The organism is Lutimaribacter pacificus (assembly GCF_900142185.1).
In the GTDB taxonomy this organism is placed as follows: domain Bacteria; phylum Pseudomonadota; class Alphaproteobacteria; order Rhodobacterales; family Rhodobacteraceae; genus Lutimaribacter; species Lutimaribacter pacificus.
On the sequence record NZ_FQZZ01000003.1, the window covers coordinates 338,071 to 351,928 of the forward strand.

15 protein-coding genes are annotated in these 13,858 nt (G+C 66.4%); 2 read left to right on the forward strand and 13 right to left on the reverse strand.

The window, feature by feature from the left end:
* Nucleotides 1–36 precede the first annotated feature (36 nt).
* The 6 genes from F3H87_RS10495 to F3H87_RS10515 all read right to left on the reverse strand — a co-directional run bounded on the left by F3H87_RS10495 (nucleotide 37) and on the right by F3H87_RS10515 (nucleotide 3,726).
* Nucleotides 37–240: a hypothetical protein gene (locus F3H87_RS10495; RefSeq protein ID WP_149788792.1), complete on the reverse strand. Its 204-nt coding sequence runs from the start codon at nucleotides 238–240 to the stop codon at nucleotides 37–39.
* Nucleotides 241–592: 352 nt separating this feature from the next.
* Nucleotides 593–940 (reverse strand): hypothetical protein, encoded by a 348-nt coding sequence (locus F3H87_RS10500; RefSeq protein ID WP_149788791.1) that lies wholly within the window; start codon nucleotides 938–940, stop codon nucleotides 593–595.
* Between the two features lie 66 nt (nucleotides 941–1,006).
* A complete protein-coding gene (locus tag F3H87_RS21810) occupies nucleotides 1,007–1,150 on the reverse strand; it encodes a hypothetical protein (RefSeq protein ID WP_188129224.1) in 144 nt (47 codons plus the stop codon).
* Nucleotides 1,151–1,364: 214 nt separating this feature from the next.
* Complete coding sequence (locus F3H87_RS10505) at nucleotides 1,365–1,772, reverse strand: DUF6497 family protein (protein ID WP_149788790.1); 408 nt, start codon at nucleotides 1,770–1,772, stop codon at nucleotides 1,365–1,367.
* A complete protein-coding gene (locus tag F3H87_RS10510) occupies nucleotides 1,765–2,127 on the reverse strand; it encodes a hypothetical protein (RefSeq protein WP_223228027.1) in 363 nt (120 codons plus the stop codon). Before F3H87_RS10510 ends, F3H87_RS10505 begins: the two co-directional genes overlap by 8 nt.
* A 66-nt stretch (nucleotides 2,128–2,193) precedes the next feature.
* Entirely contained in the window at nucleotides 2,194–3,726 is a 1,533-nt protein-coding gene (locus F3H87_RS10515) for an acyl-CoA carboxylase subunit beta (protein ID WP_149788788.1), read from the reverse strand.
* 169 nt (nucleotides 3,727–3,895) lie between these two features.
* Between F3H87_RS10515 and F3H87_RS10520 the strand changes: the two genes are divergently transcribed.
* Nucleotides 3,896–5,110 (forward strand): multidrug effflux MFS transporter, encoded by a 1,215-nt coding sequence (locus F3H87_RS10520; protein WP_149788787.1) that lies wholly within the window; start codon nucleotides 3,896–3,898, stop codon nucleotides 5,108–5,110.
* Between the two features lie 72 nt (nucleotides 5,111–5,182).
* Nucleotides 5,183–6,580: a helix-turn-helix domain-containing protein gene (locus tag F3H87_RS10525; RefSeq protein WP_149788786.1), complete on the forward strand. Its 1,398-nt coding sequence runs from the start codon at nucleotides 5,183–5,185 to the stop codon at nucleotides 6,578–6,580.
* A 272-nt stretch (nucleotides 6,581–6,852) separates the two neighbouring features.
* Here F3H87_RS10525 and F3H87_RS10530 read toward each other — a convergent pair whose 3' ends face one another.
* The 7 genes from F3H87_RS10530 to betI all read right to left on the reverse strand — a co-directional run bounded on the left by F3H87_RS10530 (nucleotide 6,853) and on the right by betI (nucleotide 13,851).
* On the reverse strand, nucleotides 6,853–7,092 hold the full coding sequence (locus F3H87_RS10530; protein WP_149788785.1) for a YdcH family protein: 240 nt from the start codon (nucleotides 7,090–7,092) through the stop codon (nucleotides 6,853–6,855).
* Between the two features lie 109 nt (nucleotides 7,093–7,201).
* Nucleotides 7,202–7,768 carry a hemerythrin domain-containing protein gene (locus F3H87_RS10535; RefSeq protein WP_149788784.1) on the reverse strand — a complete coding sequence of 189 codons (567 nt, stop codon included), beginning with the start codon at nucleotides 7,766–7,768 and terminating at the stop codon, nucleotides 7,202–7,204.
* Between the two features lie 65 nt (nucleotides 7,769–7,833).
* Complete coding sequence (locus F3H87_RS10540) at nucleotides 7,834–8,502, reverse strand: thermonuclease family protein (RefSeq protein ID WP_149788783.1); 669 nt, start codon at nucleotides 8,500–8,502, stop codon at nucleotides 7,834–7,836.
* A 64-nt stretch (nucleotides 8,503–8,566) separates the two neighbouring features.
* Nucleotides 8,567–10,225: a choline dehydrogenase gene (betA, locus tag F3H87_RS10545; protein WP_149788782.1), complete on the reverse strand. Its 1,659-nt coding sequence runs from the start codon at nucleotides 10,223–10,225 to the stop codon at nucleotides 8,567–8,569.
* A gap of 25 nt (nucleotides 10,226–10,250) precedes the next feature.
* Entirely contained in the window at nucleotides 10,251–11,711 is a 1,461-nt protein-coding gene (betB, locus tag F3H87_RS10550) for a betaine-aldehyde dehydrogenase (protein ID WP_149788781.1), read from the reverse strand.
* 50 nt (nucleotides 11,712–11,761) lie between these two features.
* Nucleotides 11,762–13,270 (reverse strand): choline-sulfatase, encoded by a 1,509-nt coding sequence (gene betC / locus F3H87_RS10555; RefSeq protein ID WP_149788780.1) that lies wholly within the window; start codon nucleotides 13,268–13,270, stop codon nucleotides 11,762–11,764.
* Nucleotides 13,267–13,851 (reverse strand): transcriptional regulator BetI, encoded by a 585-nt coding sequence (betI, locus tag F3H87_RS10560; protein ID WP_149788779.1) that lies wholly within the window; start codon nucleotides 13,849–13,851, stop codon nucleotides 13,267–13,269. Before betI ends, betC begins: the two co-directional genes overlap by 4 nt.
* Between the last annotated feature and the right edge of the window lie 7 nt (nucleotides 13,852–13,858).

A 13,858-nucleotide genomic window follows, 5' to 3' on the forward strand; every position in this document is an offset into this window, starting at 1 on the left:
CCAGAGGCGAGTTTCCTTACCTCGCAAAGTGTTGCGTCAACACCGCGACGGGTATTGCTGGCAATAGGCCACGTTGGCCACGGCGCCGACAAGGGCGCCCCCCGCAACGCTGGTATCCAGCACCGCCGCGCCCGCCGCGCCCGCACCTGCGCCCATGAGCCCCTGTTCCAGGGGGGTATCGCCACAGCCCGCGAGGGCCCCGGCAGCCGCGAATGCGAAAAGGATCGGTTTGATCTGCATACTCTGTCCTGTCCTTGGATTGCGTTGATCAGCGACAGACAACATGGCACGCCGCCCGGCAAAGGAAAGCCCAAAACCGGCGCGGGCGGATTTCCGGCAAAGCCTTGCCGATCCGCATGGCCGCTTGTTTTCGCAAGGAAAAAGATGGGCGGCCGGCCTTGGGGGTAGCCGGGCCGCCCGACAGGGGAAGGGTAACGGTTCAGACTGATCATCCCGTCCGGGGATGTCCGGTTTACCACTACCTGCGCAGGATGCACGGACGCCCCGCACCCGGCAATCGCCAATGCGGGCAGCCCCGCGGAATAGGCTGCTTCCCGCCAAAGTTGCGAAGGTTTGCGCAGAAAAATGCCGATCATTCCCCGAACACCTCCGGGAACGTGGCGCGCGCGGCGGCCTCGTCGATGACCAGCAGCGCGTCATAGCTTTCGGGATCGAACGGGTCTTCGGCAGCGATCACCTCGCGCCCGAAAAGCCAGCCCAGCCGCCCGGCATCCAGGTTGCCGCGCTCGAAGGGCCGGTCGCCGAAATGCTCCCACAATGCCGCAAGGAAGAACGCGTCGGCACGCCGGTCGGCCGGCTTGCGGTCACGATAGCGTTCGCGGCGCGTCAGCGGCGTCGCCCCCTTGGGATTCGCGCGCCGGATGGTGAACTGGAAATCCGTCCCCGGAAGGCGGCCGGGAAAACCGCGATGCTTCAACATGCCCTGCCCCCCGCATCCCTGGCGGCAGGGGTAAGGACGGGCCGCGGGGCCCGCCCCTGGCAAGCCTTACTTGTACTTGCCGGTGTAGGTCGGCTCGACCGAGATCGGCTCGGGGTCGACCACGACGTATTCTTCTTCCGGCGCCTTGGCGCAGGCTGCCAGACCGGCAACCAGCCCGAGCGCGAGCATGCTCTTGATGTACTTCGACATCCGTTTCTCCTGTCTCTTGTTTTGGACAATCCGGCACCACCGGGTGCCCCCTGCCCCTCATGCGAGGTGTCGGTCGCTTGGGTGCAACCGCTGCGCAGGATACAATAAAAACGGGAAAATGAATATGCGGCCGGCGAAATGGCGGCGCCATGTGACGGGAATGCCGCATTCCGCCCCGTGCCTGAACTATGCCCCGCAACATGTTGTGGCATGGTCAGAAACCCTCCCAGATGCAGGTGCCGTTCTCGACCCGGAACGCCTCGAAGAACTGCACGGTGTCGGGGTCGCTGCTGCCGAACTCGATCTCGCGCGAGGCATAGGAGATCACCACGCGCGGCGCGGCGTCGCCGCGTTCGGTCAGCCATGGCAGGGCGACGGTCTCGCACAGATGGGCGAAATCGCCTTCGACCTCGGCAAAGCCCGCGGCGCCCCCGATCGCGGGCGCGACAAAGCGAAAGCGCGCCACGCGCGGCTGGTCGAACAGGCCGTCCTCCAGCCGGATTTCCTGCAGATGCAGAGCGATACCGGAGGGCACGGCGGGGGCCTCCTCCTGACCGGCCGCCGTGGTCGCGCACGCGAACGTCCCTCCCAGCGCGACAAAGACCCTGATCCATTTAACCATGTCTTTGCGCCTCTGCATAGCGTTGCCAGCGTGCGCGGTTCGCCGGATCGTCGAGAATCGCGCGAATGGCGTCCTCGGCACGGGCCTTCGGGCAGGCGCCATCGACCGCCCCGCCGGCGACCACCTGCAGCCCGCCGCCCTGCCGCGTCACCCGCACCGCGGGCCGGAACCCGCGCAACCGCTGCAACGCGCGCCACATGTCCTGGCGGATCTGCCGGGCCAGCCGCTCGCGCCCCATGGCGGGAAACCGTGTCTCGACCGCCAGGTCGAAACGCAGCGGCGCCCCGCGCCAGACGGTGACCGCCTCGCCGTTACGCTCCACATGCCAGCGGTTTCTGCGCGTTGCTGCCGCCAAGGCGGGCTCCTTTCCTTCGTGCCGCATTGCCGGACGGGGCCGATCGGGCCCCTGCCCGGCACGCGGTCAAAGCGGGATGTTGTCGTGTTTCTTCCAGGGGTTCTGCAGCTTCTTGCCCCGCAGCGAGGCAAAGGCGCGCGACACGCGGCGCCGGGTGGAATGCGGCATGATCACCTCGTCGATAAAGCCGCGCTCGGCCGCGACGAAGGGGTTGGCGAACCGGTCCTCGTAATCCTGCGTGTGCTTCGCAATCTTGTCGGGATCGCCCAGATCGGCGCGGTGGATGATCTCGGTCGCACCCTTGGCGCCCATCACCGCGATTTCGGCGGTCGGCCAGGCATAGTTGAAATCGCCGCGCAGGTGCTTGGACGCCATCACGTCATACGCCCCGCCATAGGCCTTGCGCGTGATCACCGTGACCTTGGGCACCGTCGCCTCGCCATAGGCGAACAGCAGCTTCGCGCCATGCTTGATCACGCCGCCATATTCCTGCCCGGTGCCGGGCAGGAAGCCGGGCACGTCCACCAGCGTCAGGATCGGAATCTCGAACGCATCGCAGAACCGCACGAAGCGCGCGGCCTTGCGCGAGCTGTCGATATCGAGGCATCCGGCCAGCACCATCGGCTGATTGGCCACCACGCCCACGGTCTGCCCTTCGAGGCGGATGAAGCCGGTGATGATGTTCTTGGCGAAATCCTCCTGGATCTCGTAGAAATCGGCCTCGTCCGCGACTTTCAGGATCAGCTCCTTCATGTCGTAGGGGGTGTTGGCGTTTTCGGGGATCAGTGTATCAAGGCTGGCCTCGACCCGGTCCACATTGTCGAAGAACGGCCGGACGGGCGGTTTCTCGCGGTTGTTGGCGGGCAGGAAATCGACCAGCCGACGCACCTCGGCCAGCGCCTCGACATCGTTTTCGAACGCGCCGTCGGCGACCGAGGATTTCTTCGTATGGGTGCTGGCGCCGCCCAGTTCCTCGGCGGTCACCACCTCGTTCGTCACCGTCTTCACCACGTCGGGGCCGGTCACGAACATGTACGAGCTGTCCTTGACCATGAAGATGAAGTCGGTCATCGCCGGGGAATAGACCGCGCCGCCGGCGCAGGGGCCCATGATGACCGAGATCTGCGGGATCACGCCCGAGGCCATGATGTTGCGCTGGAAAATCTCGGCATAGCCCGCCAGGCTGTCCACGCCTTCCTGGATACGCGCCCCGCCCGAGTCGTTCAGGCCGATCACCGGCGCGCCGTTCTGCATCGCCATGTCCATGATCTTGCAGATCTTCATCGCATGGGTGGCCGAGACAGACCCGCCCAGCACGGTGAAATCCTGACTGAACACATAGACCATGCGCCCGTTGATCGTGCCCCAGCCGGTCACCACGCCATCGCCGTAGGGACGATTCTTTTCCATCCCGAAATCGGTGCAGCGATGGGCGACGAACATGTCGTATTCCTCGAAACTGCCCTCGTCGAGCAGCAGGTCGATGCGTTCGCGCGCGGTCAGCTTGCCCTTGGCGTGCTGCGCCTCGATGCGCTTTTCGCCCCCGCCCAGCCGGGCGGCGTGACGGCGGTCTTCCAGTTCCTGCAGGATGTCTTTCATGGCGGTCCCCTTCCGTTTATGCGGGTTATAGTGCTGCGTGCCGCCGCGACAAAGCGGAATCCGGCAAATTTGCAAACCCTGTGAAACATTCACGCAGCGAATTGCAAAATGGCAAATCCCGTATTTCCCCGTATGGACACTCCCCGGCGATCTGCATACCCAAGTATACATGAGCGACACACATGACGTGCGCTATCTCGATCGCACAACGCCCCCGCATATTTCGACGCTGATCCTGCTGGCCGGCATCTCCGCGCTCAGCATGAACGTGTTCTTGCCGTCGCTGCCGGGCATGACCGCCTATTTCGACACCGAGTACCGGCTGATGCAGCTTTCGGTGGCGATCTACCTGGCTATGAACGCGGCGCTGCAGGTTCTGGTCGGCCCGATCTCGGACAAGTTCGGCCGCCGGCCGGTGATCCTCGGCGGGCTCGCGCTCTATGTGCTGGCGACGGTGGGCTGCCTTGTCGCGCCCAACGTCACGGTGTTCCTGATCTGCCGCATGTTGCAGGCGGTGATCGCCGTGGCGATGGTGCTCAGCCGCGCGGTGGTGCGCGACATGTTCGCGCAGGACCGGGCCGCCTCGATGATCGGCTATGTCACGATGGGCATGGCGGTGGTGCCGATGATCAGCCCCGCCATCGGCGGCTTTCTCGAAGAGCTGTTCGGCTGGCACGCGAATTTCTGGCTGCTGCTGCTGGCCGGCCTCCTGGTGTTCTGGCTGGCATGGCGCGACCTCGGCGAAACCGCGACCGAGACCGACAACACGCTGTGGGACCAGTTCCGCGAATATCCCGAACTGCTGAAAAGCCCGCGCTTCTGGGGGTATTGCCTGGCGGCCGCCTTCGGGTCGGGCGCGTTCTTTGCCTATCTCGGCGGTGCGCCCTTCGTGGCCTCGAACGTGTTTCACCTCAACCCCGGCAAGATGGGCGTCTATTTCGCCGCCCCCTCGCTGGGCTATTTCGTCGGCAACTGGATCACCGGCGCCTATGCCGCGCGCGCAGGCGTGAACCGGATGGTGCTGTGGGGGACAATCGTCGCCACCGTCGGCATGGCGATGTCGTTGCTGTCCTCTTATACCGGCCATTCCAGCCCGCTCAGCTTTTTCGGCTTCATGACGCTGGTGGGCGTGGGCAACGGCATGGTGATCTCGAACGCCACCGCCGGGATGCTGTCGGTGCGCCCGCACCTGGCGGGCACCGCCTCGGGGCTGGGCGGGGCGATCATGATCGGCGGCGGCGCGGCACTGTCGGCGCTGGCCGGTGCGCTGCTGGTGCCCGGCGCGGGTGAGTTTCCGCTGATCTGGATCATGTTCTTCACCTCGCTCTTCGCCGTCTTCGCCATCGTCGGCGTGATCTGGCGCGAACGGCAACTGGGGCTCTGACACCCGCGCGGGCTGGACAGCGGCGCTTTGCAAAGGCACTCTGCCGCGAACGCAAATCTGCAAAGCGACCCGATGTCCACCAAGAAACTCTATGCCGGCGCCAAGCTGCGCGAGACCCGCCAAAGGCTTGGCCTGACGCAAAAGGATTTCGCCGCCAAGCTGGGCGTGTCCCTGCCCTATCTGAACCAGATGGAAAACAACAACCGCCCCGTCAGCACCACCGTCGTGCTGGCGCTGGCGCAGGAGTTCGGTTTCGACGTGACCGAGCTTTCGACCGGGGACAGCGAACGGCTGGTCACCGACATGCGCGAGGCGATGGCCGACCCGATCTTCGGTGCCAGCCCGCCGCCGCTGGCCGACCTGCGGCTGACCGCCTCGAACGCGCCGGCGCTGGCGCGCGCCTTCATCGACCTGCACCGCGCCTACCGGCAGACCCACGAACGGCTGGCCAGCCTGGACGAGGCGCTGGGGCGCGAGGAATCGCGCCTGCAACCCAGCCCCTGGGACGAGGTGCGCGATTTCTTTCACTATTGCGACAACTATATCGACGCGGTGGACCGCGCGGCGGAACACGCCGCCTCGCAGGCGCAGGGGCGGCCGATGCGCCTTTACGCGCCGGAAATGCTGGAAAGGGCGGGCATCAGCCTGCGCCTGGCCGACAGCGACATGCTGCGCCATTTCGATCCTGCCAGCCAGACGCTGACGCTTTCGAACCGGGCGGCGCCCGAAACACAGACATTCCAGATCCTGCTGCAATTCGCCCTTCTGCACCAGAACAAGCTGCTCGAGGCGACGCTGGATTTCGCGCGCTTCCGCAGCGACGAGGCGCGCGCCATCGCCAAGATCGGGCTGGCCAATTATTTCGCCGGCGCGGCCCTGATGCCCTATACCCGGTTTCTCGGGGCCGCGCAGGCCGACCGGCACGACCTGGAGCGGCTGGCGACGCGATTTTCCGCCTCGATCGAGCAGGTGGCGCACCGGCTGTCCACGCTGCAGCGGCCCGGTGCCAAGGGCATCCCGTTTTTCTTTGTCCGGGTCGATCAGGCCGGCACGATCACCAAGCGCCATTCCGCCACCCGGCTGCAATTCGCGCGGTTCGGCGGGGCCTGCCCCTTGTGGAACGTGCACCGCGCCTTCGAAACCCCGGGGCGGTTCCTGCGCCAGCTTGCCGAAACGCCGGACGGCGTGCGCTATATCAACCTCGCCCGCGATGTCAGCAAGCCGGGCGGCGCGTTCGGTGCGCCAACGCGGCGCTATGCCATCGCGCTGGGATGCGAGGTGCGCCATGGCGATGCGCTGGTTTATGCCGACGACCTCGACCTGACGAACCCGCGCGCCTTCGAACCGATCGGGATTTCCTGCCGTATCTGCGAACGCACGAACTGCCACCAGCGGTCGGTTCCCCCGCTGGAGCGGCGGCTGTCCATCGACAGCAACGAACGCGGCGTGCTGCCCTATCGGGTCGAATAGCGTCGGCGCATGGAAAAGGGCGGCCCCTTGCGGCGCCGCCCCGATGTTTCGTTGCGCGGACGATGCTACCGTTGCCAAGCTACACCCAGCCCGGAACAGCCGCGAAGCGGCCCGGGCATCGCACGGCCGCCCCCCGGCCGGGCGATTGGTTGCCGCATGTGCCACGTTCAGAGGTAGGAAGTGGCGGCGCGATAAATTGCCATTCCACAAGCGTTGGATCGCCCGACCGCGGCCCTGCGATGCCCTCTGTCGCGGTTACTTTGAAGGTCCGATCAGGCCGCGGACAGAATCCGGTAGATTTCGTCCTTCAGCGCGGCGCGCTTCTTGCGCATTTCGCCCATGTGCAGATCGTCGGTGGGTTCCACATCGGTTTCGGCGCGGTGCACGGCGCGGTTGATCTCGTGATAATCGTCGGCCAGCTTTGCGAAATGGGCGTCCGACGATTTCAGCGTGGTCAGCTTTTCGGCGTATTGGGGGAATTCTTCCTGCAGCTCGTGCGGGGTGTGGGACATTGCGCGATCTCCTTCCTGAGTCTTGGTCGCCTGACAGCCTATGCGGCCCGGCATCGGGCGCTCCTTGACACGGATCAAAACCGGGGAACAGCCGGAAAATTTTTGCCCGTCAGGCCATGTCGGCGCCGTATTCCAGCACCAGCGGCACGATGACCTCTTCCTCGTCGGTCAGGTGCCGGTCGAGAAACCGCCGGAACCCCTCGTGCTGGTTCAGCAACACGCCCGCCTCGTCACGCGCATTGCCGCCCTGCTGCAGCGCGCGCAGCACCGTGTTGGTGTGCCCGGCCAGCGCGTGGATATGCCCGTCCAGCGCGTGGTGGTCGTGATCCAGCAGGTCGAACGCCCCCGCGACCCGCGAATCGAGCGGTTTGAACTGCGGGAAATAATGCGCGTCCTCGATCCCGTGATGGCCGTGCAACTGCTGCAGGAAAAACCCGGTATACCGGCTGAGCTCGGCGCCATAGCGCGGCCCCGCCTTGTCATCGAGATGCGCCTGCGTGTCGGCGATCAGCTTGTCCATGACCTGCCGGAACATCAGGTGACGATCCAGCCAGAAGGCCGTCAGCTCGTTGAAATTGGGATGCCCGCGCCAGATCTCGCGCGGATACCTGTCGGCCAGAACCCGCAGGTGATCGGGCAGGCCGGTGCGGGAATCGAGGGTCAGCTTGTCGTCCATATGCCTGCCTTAACCGATATTCGCGCCGCGAACAGCCCGCCGCACCCGCACAGCCCTTGTGCGATTCAGCGCGCCGCGCGCCGCCAGCCGGCTGCGCGGGCCTCGGCCTCGGAACAGAACCAGCGTTCGCCCCTGGCGGTATTGACCCGCGTGCGGTCATACCAGCCCTGCCCCGGCACGTGATAGATACGCCGCCCTGCGGACGAGATATTGCCCTTGATCCGGCAGCCCGCAGGTGCGGCGGCATCGGCGGCGGCCGCCTGTCCCGCGCTTCTGGCCTGCCGGAACGCGGCGGGCGACTGGATGCCGGTCGCGTGCAGGCCGCGATCGTTCACCGCGGCGGATTTTTCGTCCAGGTCGTAATCCCAACTGTATTGGCGATAGGCAAAGGCCAGCCCGTCGCGCACCATCTGCCGGCCGATATCCTGCCCGTCGACGAAACACTTGGCGACGACGCGGCCATAACGGTCGGTTTCGATCGCCTCGCATCTTGCCTGCCGCCCCTCGATACGGGCGCGCAGCTCGTTGCCGACCCAGGCGCCGCAGGGCCAGGGCGGTGCGCCGTTGCCGCCGCAGAACTGGCCGGTTTCCGGCGCATCGATACCGTGCAGCCGCACGGTGATACCGCCGACATCCAGCGTATCGCCATCGACCACGCGCAACTTGCCCGCCGGTCCGGCCAGCAGGGGCGTTGCAAAGAGCGCAAGAACAAAGGCGGCACAAAGTCTTAACATTTCGTTAATCTCTGCGCCGCCCGGCGCGAAATCAACGGGTGACGTTAACGAATGTCAAGAAAGGTTACCGCTGCGCCCCCTGCCAGTCGGGATGCATCCAGGGCTGCACGTTCTCGGGCGGCAGCGGATCGCGGCCAAGGATATGATCGCTGACCTTTTCCCCCACCATGATCGAGGGCGCGTTCAGGTTGCCATTGGTGATGCGCGGAAAGACCGAACTGTCGGCCACGCGCAGGCCGGTGACCCCGATCACCCGTGCCTGCGGATCCACCACCGTGTCCCGGTCGTCGGCCCGGCCCATCCGGCAGGTGCCGCAGGGGTGATAGGCGCTTTCCACATGCTCGCGGATGAACTCATCCAGCGCGGCATCGGATTGCACCGCCGCGCCGGGCTGGATCTCGTGCCTGACGTAGGGTTTGAACGCGTCCTGCGCGAAAATCTCGCGCGTGAGGCGGATCGCCTTGCGGAAATCGCGCCAGTCGCTTTCGTCGCTCATGTAGTTGAACAGGATCTTCGGCGCCTCGGCCGGATCGGCGTTGCGCAGGCTGACCCGCCCGCGCGAGACCGAGCGCATCGGCCCCACATGCGCCTGGAACCCATGCCCCTCGGCCGCGGTTTGCCCGTCATAGCGCACCGCCAGCGGCAGGAAATGATACTGGATGTCGGGGTAATCCACGCCCGCGCGGCTGCGGATGAAGCCCGCGCTTTCAAACTGGTTCGACGCGCCGGGGCCGCGCCGCGCCAGCAGCCATTGCAGCCCGACCCATGCCTTGCCGACCATGTTCCAGTATTTGTAAAGGCTGACCGGCAATTTCGCCGCCATCTGGATGTAAAGCTCCAGGTGGTCCTGCAGATTGCCCCCCACGCCGGGGCGGTCGGCCACCACCGCGATGCCGTGTTCGGCCAGATGCGCCGCCGGGCCGATCCCCGACAGCATCAGCAGCTTGGGCGAGTTGATCGCCGAAGCCGCCAGGATCACCTCGGCCTCGGCGCCGATCACCTCGGTCCGGCCCTTGCGGGTGACCTCGACCCCGGTTGCGCGGCCATCCTCGATCACCACGCGGCGGGCGAAGGCGCGGACCAGCGTGCAGGTCTCATGCCGCAATGCGGGTTTGAGATAGGCGCTGGCCGCCGACCAGCGCCGCCCCTTCCACACCGTCATGTCGAAGGGGCCGAACCCTTCCTGCCGATACCCGTTGTAATCGGCGGTCGCGGGATAGCCCGCCTGCACCCCGGCCTCGACAAAGGCCTGCACCAGCGGGTTGGCGCGCGCGCCCCGCGTGACATGCAGCGGCCCATCGGTGCCGCGCCAGGACGGGTCGCCGCCGTGGCCGCCATCGTGCCAGTTCTCCATCCGCTTGAAATAGGGCAGCACGTCGGCATAACCCCAGCCATCCGCGCCCTGGTCGCGCCAGTGGTCGAAATCGCGCGCGTGCCCGCGCACGTAGATCATCCCGTTGATCGAGGACGAGCCGCCGATCACCTTGCCGCGCGGACAGGCCAGTTGCCGCCCGCCCAGATGCGGCTCGGGCTCGGTCCGATAGCCCCAGTCATAGCGCGCCATGTTCATCGGATAGCTCAGCGCGCCGGGCATCTGGATGAAGGGCCCCGCATCGCTGCCGCCATGTTCGATCACGATCACGCGGCGGCCCGCCCCGGCCAGCCGGTAAGCCAGCGCGCAGCCCGCACTGCCAGCGCCCACGATGACATATTCCGCTTTCATCCCGGCCTCCTGCAAACCGCCCGTGTCAGAACGGCGCCTCGACCCGGCCCATGCGCACATAGACCGATTTCACCTGGCTGTAATGTTCGATCGCCGCCTTCGAATTCTCGCGCCCGACGCCCGACATCTTGACCCCGCCGAACGGCACCTCGACCGGCGCGTCGTTGTAGGAGTTCAGGAAACAACTGCCCGCCTGCAACGCCCCGATCACCCGGTGGCCGCGTTGCAGGTCGCGGGTGAAGACGCCCGCCGACAGCCCGTATTCGGTGGCGTTGGCGCGGGCGATCACCTCATCCTCGTCCTCGAAATCCAGAACGCACATGACGGGGCCGAAGATTTCCTCGCGGGCGATGGTCATGTCGTCGGTGACATCGGCAAAGACCGCCGGCGTGATCCAGCAGCCGGGCCGGTCCAGCCGCTGCCCGCCGGTGACCAGCCGCGCGCCCTCTTCCACGCCTTTGGCGATGTAATTCAACACGATCTGCAGCTGCCCCTCGCTGACCATCGGGCCGAAATTCGTGGCCGGGTCCAACGGATCGCCGATCACCGCATCCGCCAGCCGCGCGGTCAGCCGGTCAAGGAACGCGTCGCGGATCGCGCGGTGCACGAAGACCCGCGTGCCGTTGGAACAGACCTGCCCCGAGGAATAGAAGTTGCCCAGGATCGCGCCGCCCACCGCATCGTCGAGATCGGCATCGTCGAAGATCACCAGCGGCGACTTGCCGCCCAGCTCCATCGTCACATGCTTCATCTCGGCGGCGGCGGCGGCATAGACCTTTTTGCCCGTCGGCACCGAGCCGGTCAGCGACACCTTGGCCACGCGCGGATCGGTCGTCAGCGCCGCGCCCACCGCGCCCGCGCCCTGCACCACGTTGAACAGGCCCGGCGGCGCGCCCGCCTCGGTCAGGATCTCGGCCACTTTCAGCGCGCAAAGCGGCGTCGTCTCGGACGGTTTGAACACCATCGCGTTGCCGCAGGCCAGCGCCGGCGCGGCCTTCCAGCAGGCGATCTGGGTGGGATAGTTCCACGCCCCCAGCCCGACGCAGACGCCCAGAGGTTCGCGCACCGTATAGGCCCAGTCGCCCCCCGGCAGCGGGATATGCTCGCCCGTCAGGCTGCCCGCCAGACCGCCGAAATATTCCAGCGCGTCGGCCCCGCTGCTGGCATCGGCCACGCTGGTTTCCTGATAGGGCTTGCCGGTGTCGCGGGTTTCCAGAACGCTGAGGTCGTGGTTGCGCTCGCGCATGATATCGGCGGCCCGGCGCAGCACGCGGCCCCGCTCGGTCCCGCCGAGCGCGGCCCATTCGGCCTGTGCGGCCTGCGCGGCGGCCAGCGCCCGGTCGACGATGGCGGGCGTCGCCGCGTGCAGGGTGGCGATCACCTCGCCGGTGGCGGGGTAGATCACCGGCATCGGCGTGCCTTCCGTATCCTCGACATAGGCGCCGTTCACGTAATGGCTGGCGGTGGGCTGGGTCGGATAGGTCATGGCAGTTTCTTCGCCTCCGGCGAGAGTATTTGGGGAACAGTGAAAACGGGTCATTCCCCGCGCGGGAACCGCTGGTTTTCTTCCAGGTCGTTCAGGTCCATGTGGTTGCGCATGTAGCGTTCGCTGGCCTTTTGCAGCGGCTGGTAATCCCACGGGAAATAGCCGCCCTGGCGCAGCGCCTCGTAGACGACCCATCGGCGGGCCTGGCTTTGGCGCACCTCGGCGTCGAAGCGTTCCAGATCCCAGCGCGCGGCGGCCATGATGCGGAAATGCTCCAGCGTGGCGGCATGGGCGGGATCACCGGCCAGGTTCGTCAGCTCCTGCGGATCGGCCTGCAGGTCGAACAGCTGTTCGGGATCGAGCGCGCAGTTGGTGTATTTCCACTGTCCCTCGCGCAGGGCGACCATCGGGGAATAGGACGCCTCGGCCGCGTATTCCATCGCCACCGGCGATTTGCGCGCGGCACCCTGCCCCAGCGGCAGCAGGCTTTCGCCGGTGGTCCAGGGCATGACCTCGTCCATCGGCACGCCGGCCAGGTCGCAAAGCGTCGGACAGATGTCGATGTTGGAGACCGGATCGGTGACGAGGCCCGGCTGCATCTGCGGCGCGGCAATCATCAGCGGCACGCGGGCCGAGCCTTCGTAGAAGGACATCTTGAACCACAGCCCGCGCTCGCCCAGCATGTCGCCGTGATCCGAGACGAAGAGGATGATCGCCTCCTGCCGGGTCGCCTCGAGCGCGGCGAGCACCTCGCCGATCTTGTCGTCGAGATAAGAGATATTGGCGAAATAGGCACGGCGCGAGCGGGCGATGTGATCGTCGGTGATATCGTAGCTGCGCCAGTCGTTCGCATCGAAAATGCGCCGGCTGTGCGGGTCGTGATCGTCATAGGCCATCGCCGGAACCTGCGGGGCAAGATGGGCGCAATCCTCGTAGAGATCCCAGTATTTGCGCCGCGCCACGTAAGGGTCGTGCGGGTGGGTGAAGCTGACCGTCAGGCACCAGGGCCGCGCATCCTTGCCGCGGGCGAGGTCATAGACCTTTTGCGTGGCGTGGAACGCGACCTCGTCGTCATATTCCATCTGGTTGGTGATCTCGGCCACACCCGCGCCGGTGACCGAGCCCATGTTGTGATACCACCAGTCGATCCGCTCGCCCGGTTTGCGGTAATCGGGCGTCCAGCCGAAATCGGGCGGGTAGATATCGGTGGTCAGGCGCGATTCGAACCCGTGCAGCTGGTCGGGGCCGACGAAATGCATCTTGCCGCTGAGGCAGGTGTAATAGCCCGCCCGCCGCAGGTGATGCGCGAAGGTCGGGATGGACGAGGCGAATTCGGCCGCGTTGTCGTAAACGCCGGTCTGGCTGGGCAATTGCCCCGACATGAAGGCCGCCCGCCCCGGCGCGCAAAGCGGGCTGGCGGTATAGGCGTTGGCAAAACGGGTGGACCGCGCCGCCAGCCGGCGCAGGTTCGGCGCATGCAGCCAGTCGGCCGGCCCGTCGGGAAAGAAGGTGCCGTTCAGCTGGTCGACCATGAAGATCAGGATGTTGGGGCGTGTCATTGCGCGGCCCTTTCCAGTTCGAGTTCGAGATAACCCAACACCTGCGCCACGGCCTGATCGCCGCGCGGCGTGTCGCGCCCCAGGCTTTGCTGCAGGTAGACACCGTCGATCAGCGCCGCGATCCGGTCGGCCGCACCCGCGGCGCGCGCACCGATCAGCGGGCGCAGCGCGTGGGTCAGGTTGCCGCGCAGCCGCCGCTGGTAGATCACCAGAAGGCGCTGCGCCTCGGGCGCGCGGCGGGCCAGCACGTAGAAATTCATCCAGGCGGCCACCGTATCTGCGCGGAAATTGCGCGGGCTGAACGAGGCGCGCAAAATCGCCTCGACCCGGGCGCGCGGGGTGTCGGCCATCGCCAGCGCGCCGCGCACCTCGGCCGCGTAGACCCCCATCGTATAGCGCATCGCCGCGACGAGGATCTGCTCCTTGCCGCCGAAATAGTGATGCGCCAGCGCCGGGGACATCCCCGCCCGGCGCGCGATCTGCGCGACACTGACATCCAGCGTGCCCGACCTGCCGATCTCGGCAATCGTGGCTTTCACCAGCGCGTCGCGGCGTATAGGCTCCATTCCGAGCTTGGGCATGGTTTGC

Excerpts from the sequence above, each read along its gene's own strand:
- F3H87_RS10495 (WP_149788792.1), bottom strand. The coding sequence starts at position 240 with ATGCAGATCAAACCGATCCTTTTCGCATTCGCGGCTGCCGGGGCCCTC.
- F3H87_RS10515 (WP_149788788.1), bottom strand. The coding sequence starts at position 3,726 with ATGAAAGACATCCTGCAGGAACTGGAAGACCGCCGTCACGCCGCCCGG.
- betB (WP_149788781.1), bottom strand. The coding sequence starts at position 11,711 with ATGACCTATCCGACCCAGCCCACCGCCAGCCATTACGTGAACGGCGCC.
- F3H87_RS10520 (WP_149788787.1), top strand. The coding sequence starts at position 3,896 with ATGAGCGACACACATGACGTGCGCTATCTCGATCGCACAACGCCCCCG.
- F3H87_RS10505 (WP_149788790.1), bottom strand. The coding sequence starts at position 1,772 with ATGGTTAAATGGATCAGGGTCTTTGTCGCGCTGGGAGGGACGTTCGCG.
- F3H87_RS10540 (WP_149788783.1), bottom strand. The coding sequence starts at position 8,502 with ATGTTAAGACTTTGTGCCGCCTTTGTTCTTGCGCTCTTTGCAACGCCC.
- F3H87_RS10535 (WP_149788784.1), bottom strand. The coding sequence starts at position 7,768 with ATGGACGACAAGCTGACCCTCGATTCCCGCACCGGCCTGCCCGATCAC.
- F3H87_RS21810 (WP_188129224.1), bottom strand. The coding sequence starts at position 1,150 with ATGTCGAAGTACATCAAGAGCATGCTCGCGCTCGGGCTGGTTGCCGGT.
- F3H87_RS10500 (WP_149788791.1), bottom strand. The coding sequence starts at position 940 with ATGTTGAAGCATCGCGGTTTTCCCGGCCGCCTTCCGGGGACGGATTTC.
- F3H87_RS10530 (WP_149788785.1), bottom strand. The coding sequence starts at position 7,092 with ATGTCCCACACCCCGCACGAGCTGCAGGAAGAATTCCCCCAATACGCC.
- betI (WP_149788779.1), bottom strand. The coding sequence starts at position 13,851 with ATGCCCAAGCTCGGAATGGAGCCTATACGCCGCGACGCGCTGGTGAAA.
- betC (WP_149788780.1), bottom strand. The coding sequence starts at position 13,270 with ATGACACGCCCCAACATCCTGATCTTCATGGTCGACCAGCTGAACGGC.
- F3H87_RS10525 (WP_149788786.1), top strand. The coding sequence starts at position 5,183 with ATGTCCACCAAGAAACTCTATGCCGGCGCCAAGCTGCGCGAGACCCGC.
- betA (WP_149788782.1), bottom strand. The coding sequence starts at position 10,225 with ATGAAAGCGGAATATGTCATCGTGGGCGCTGGCAGTGCGGGCTGCGCG.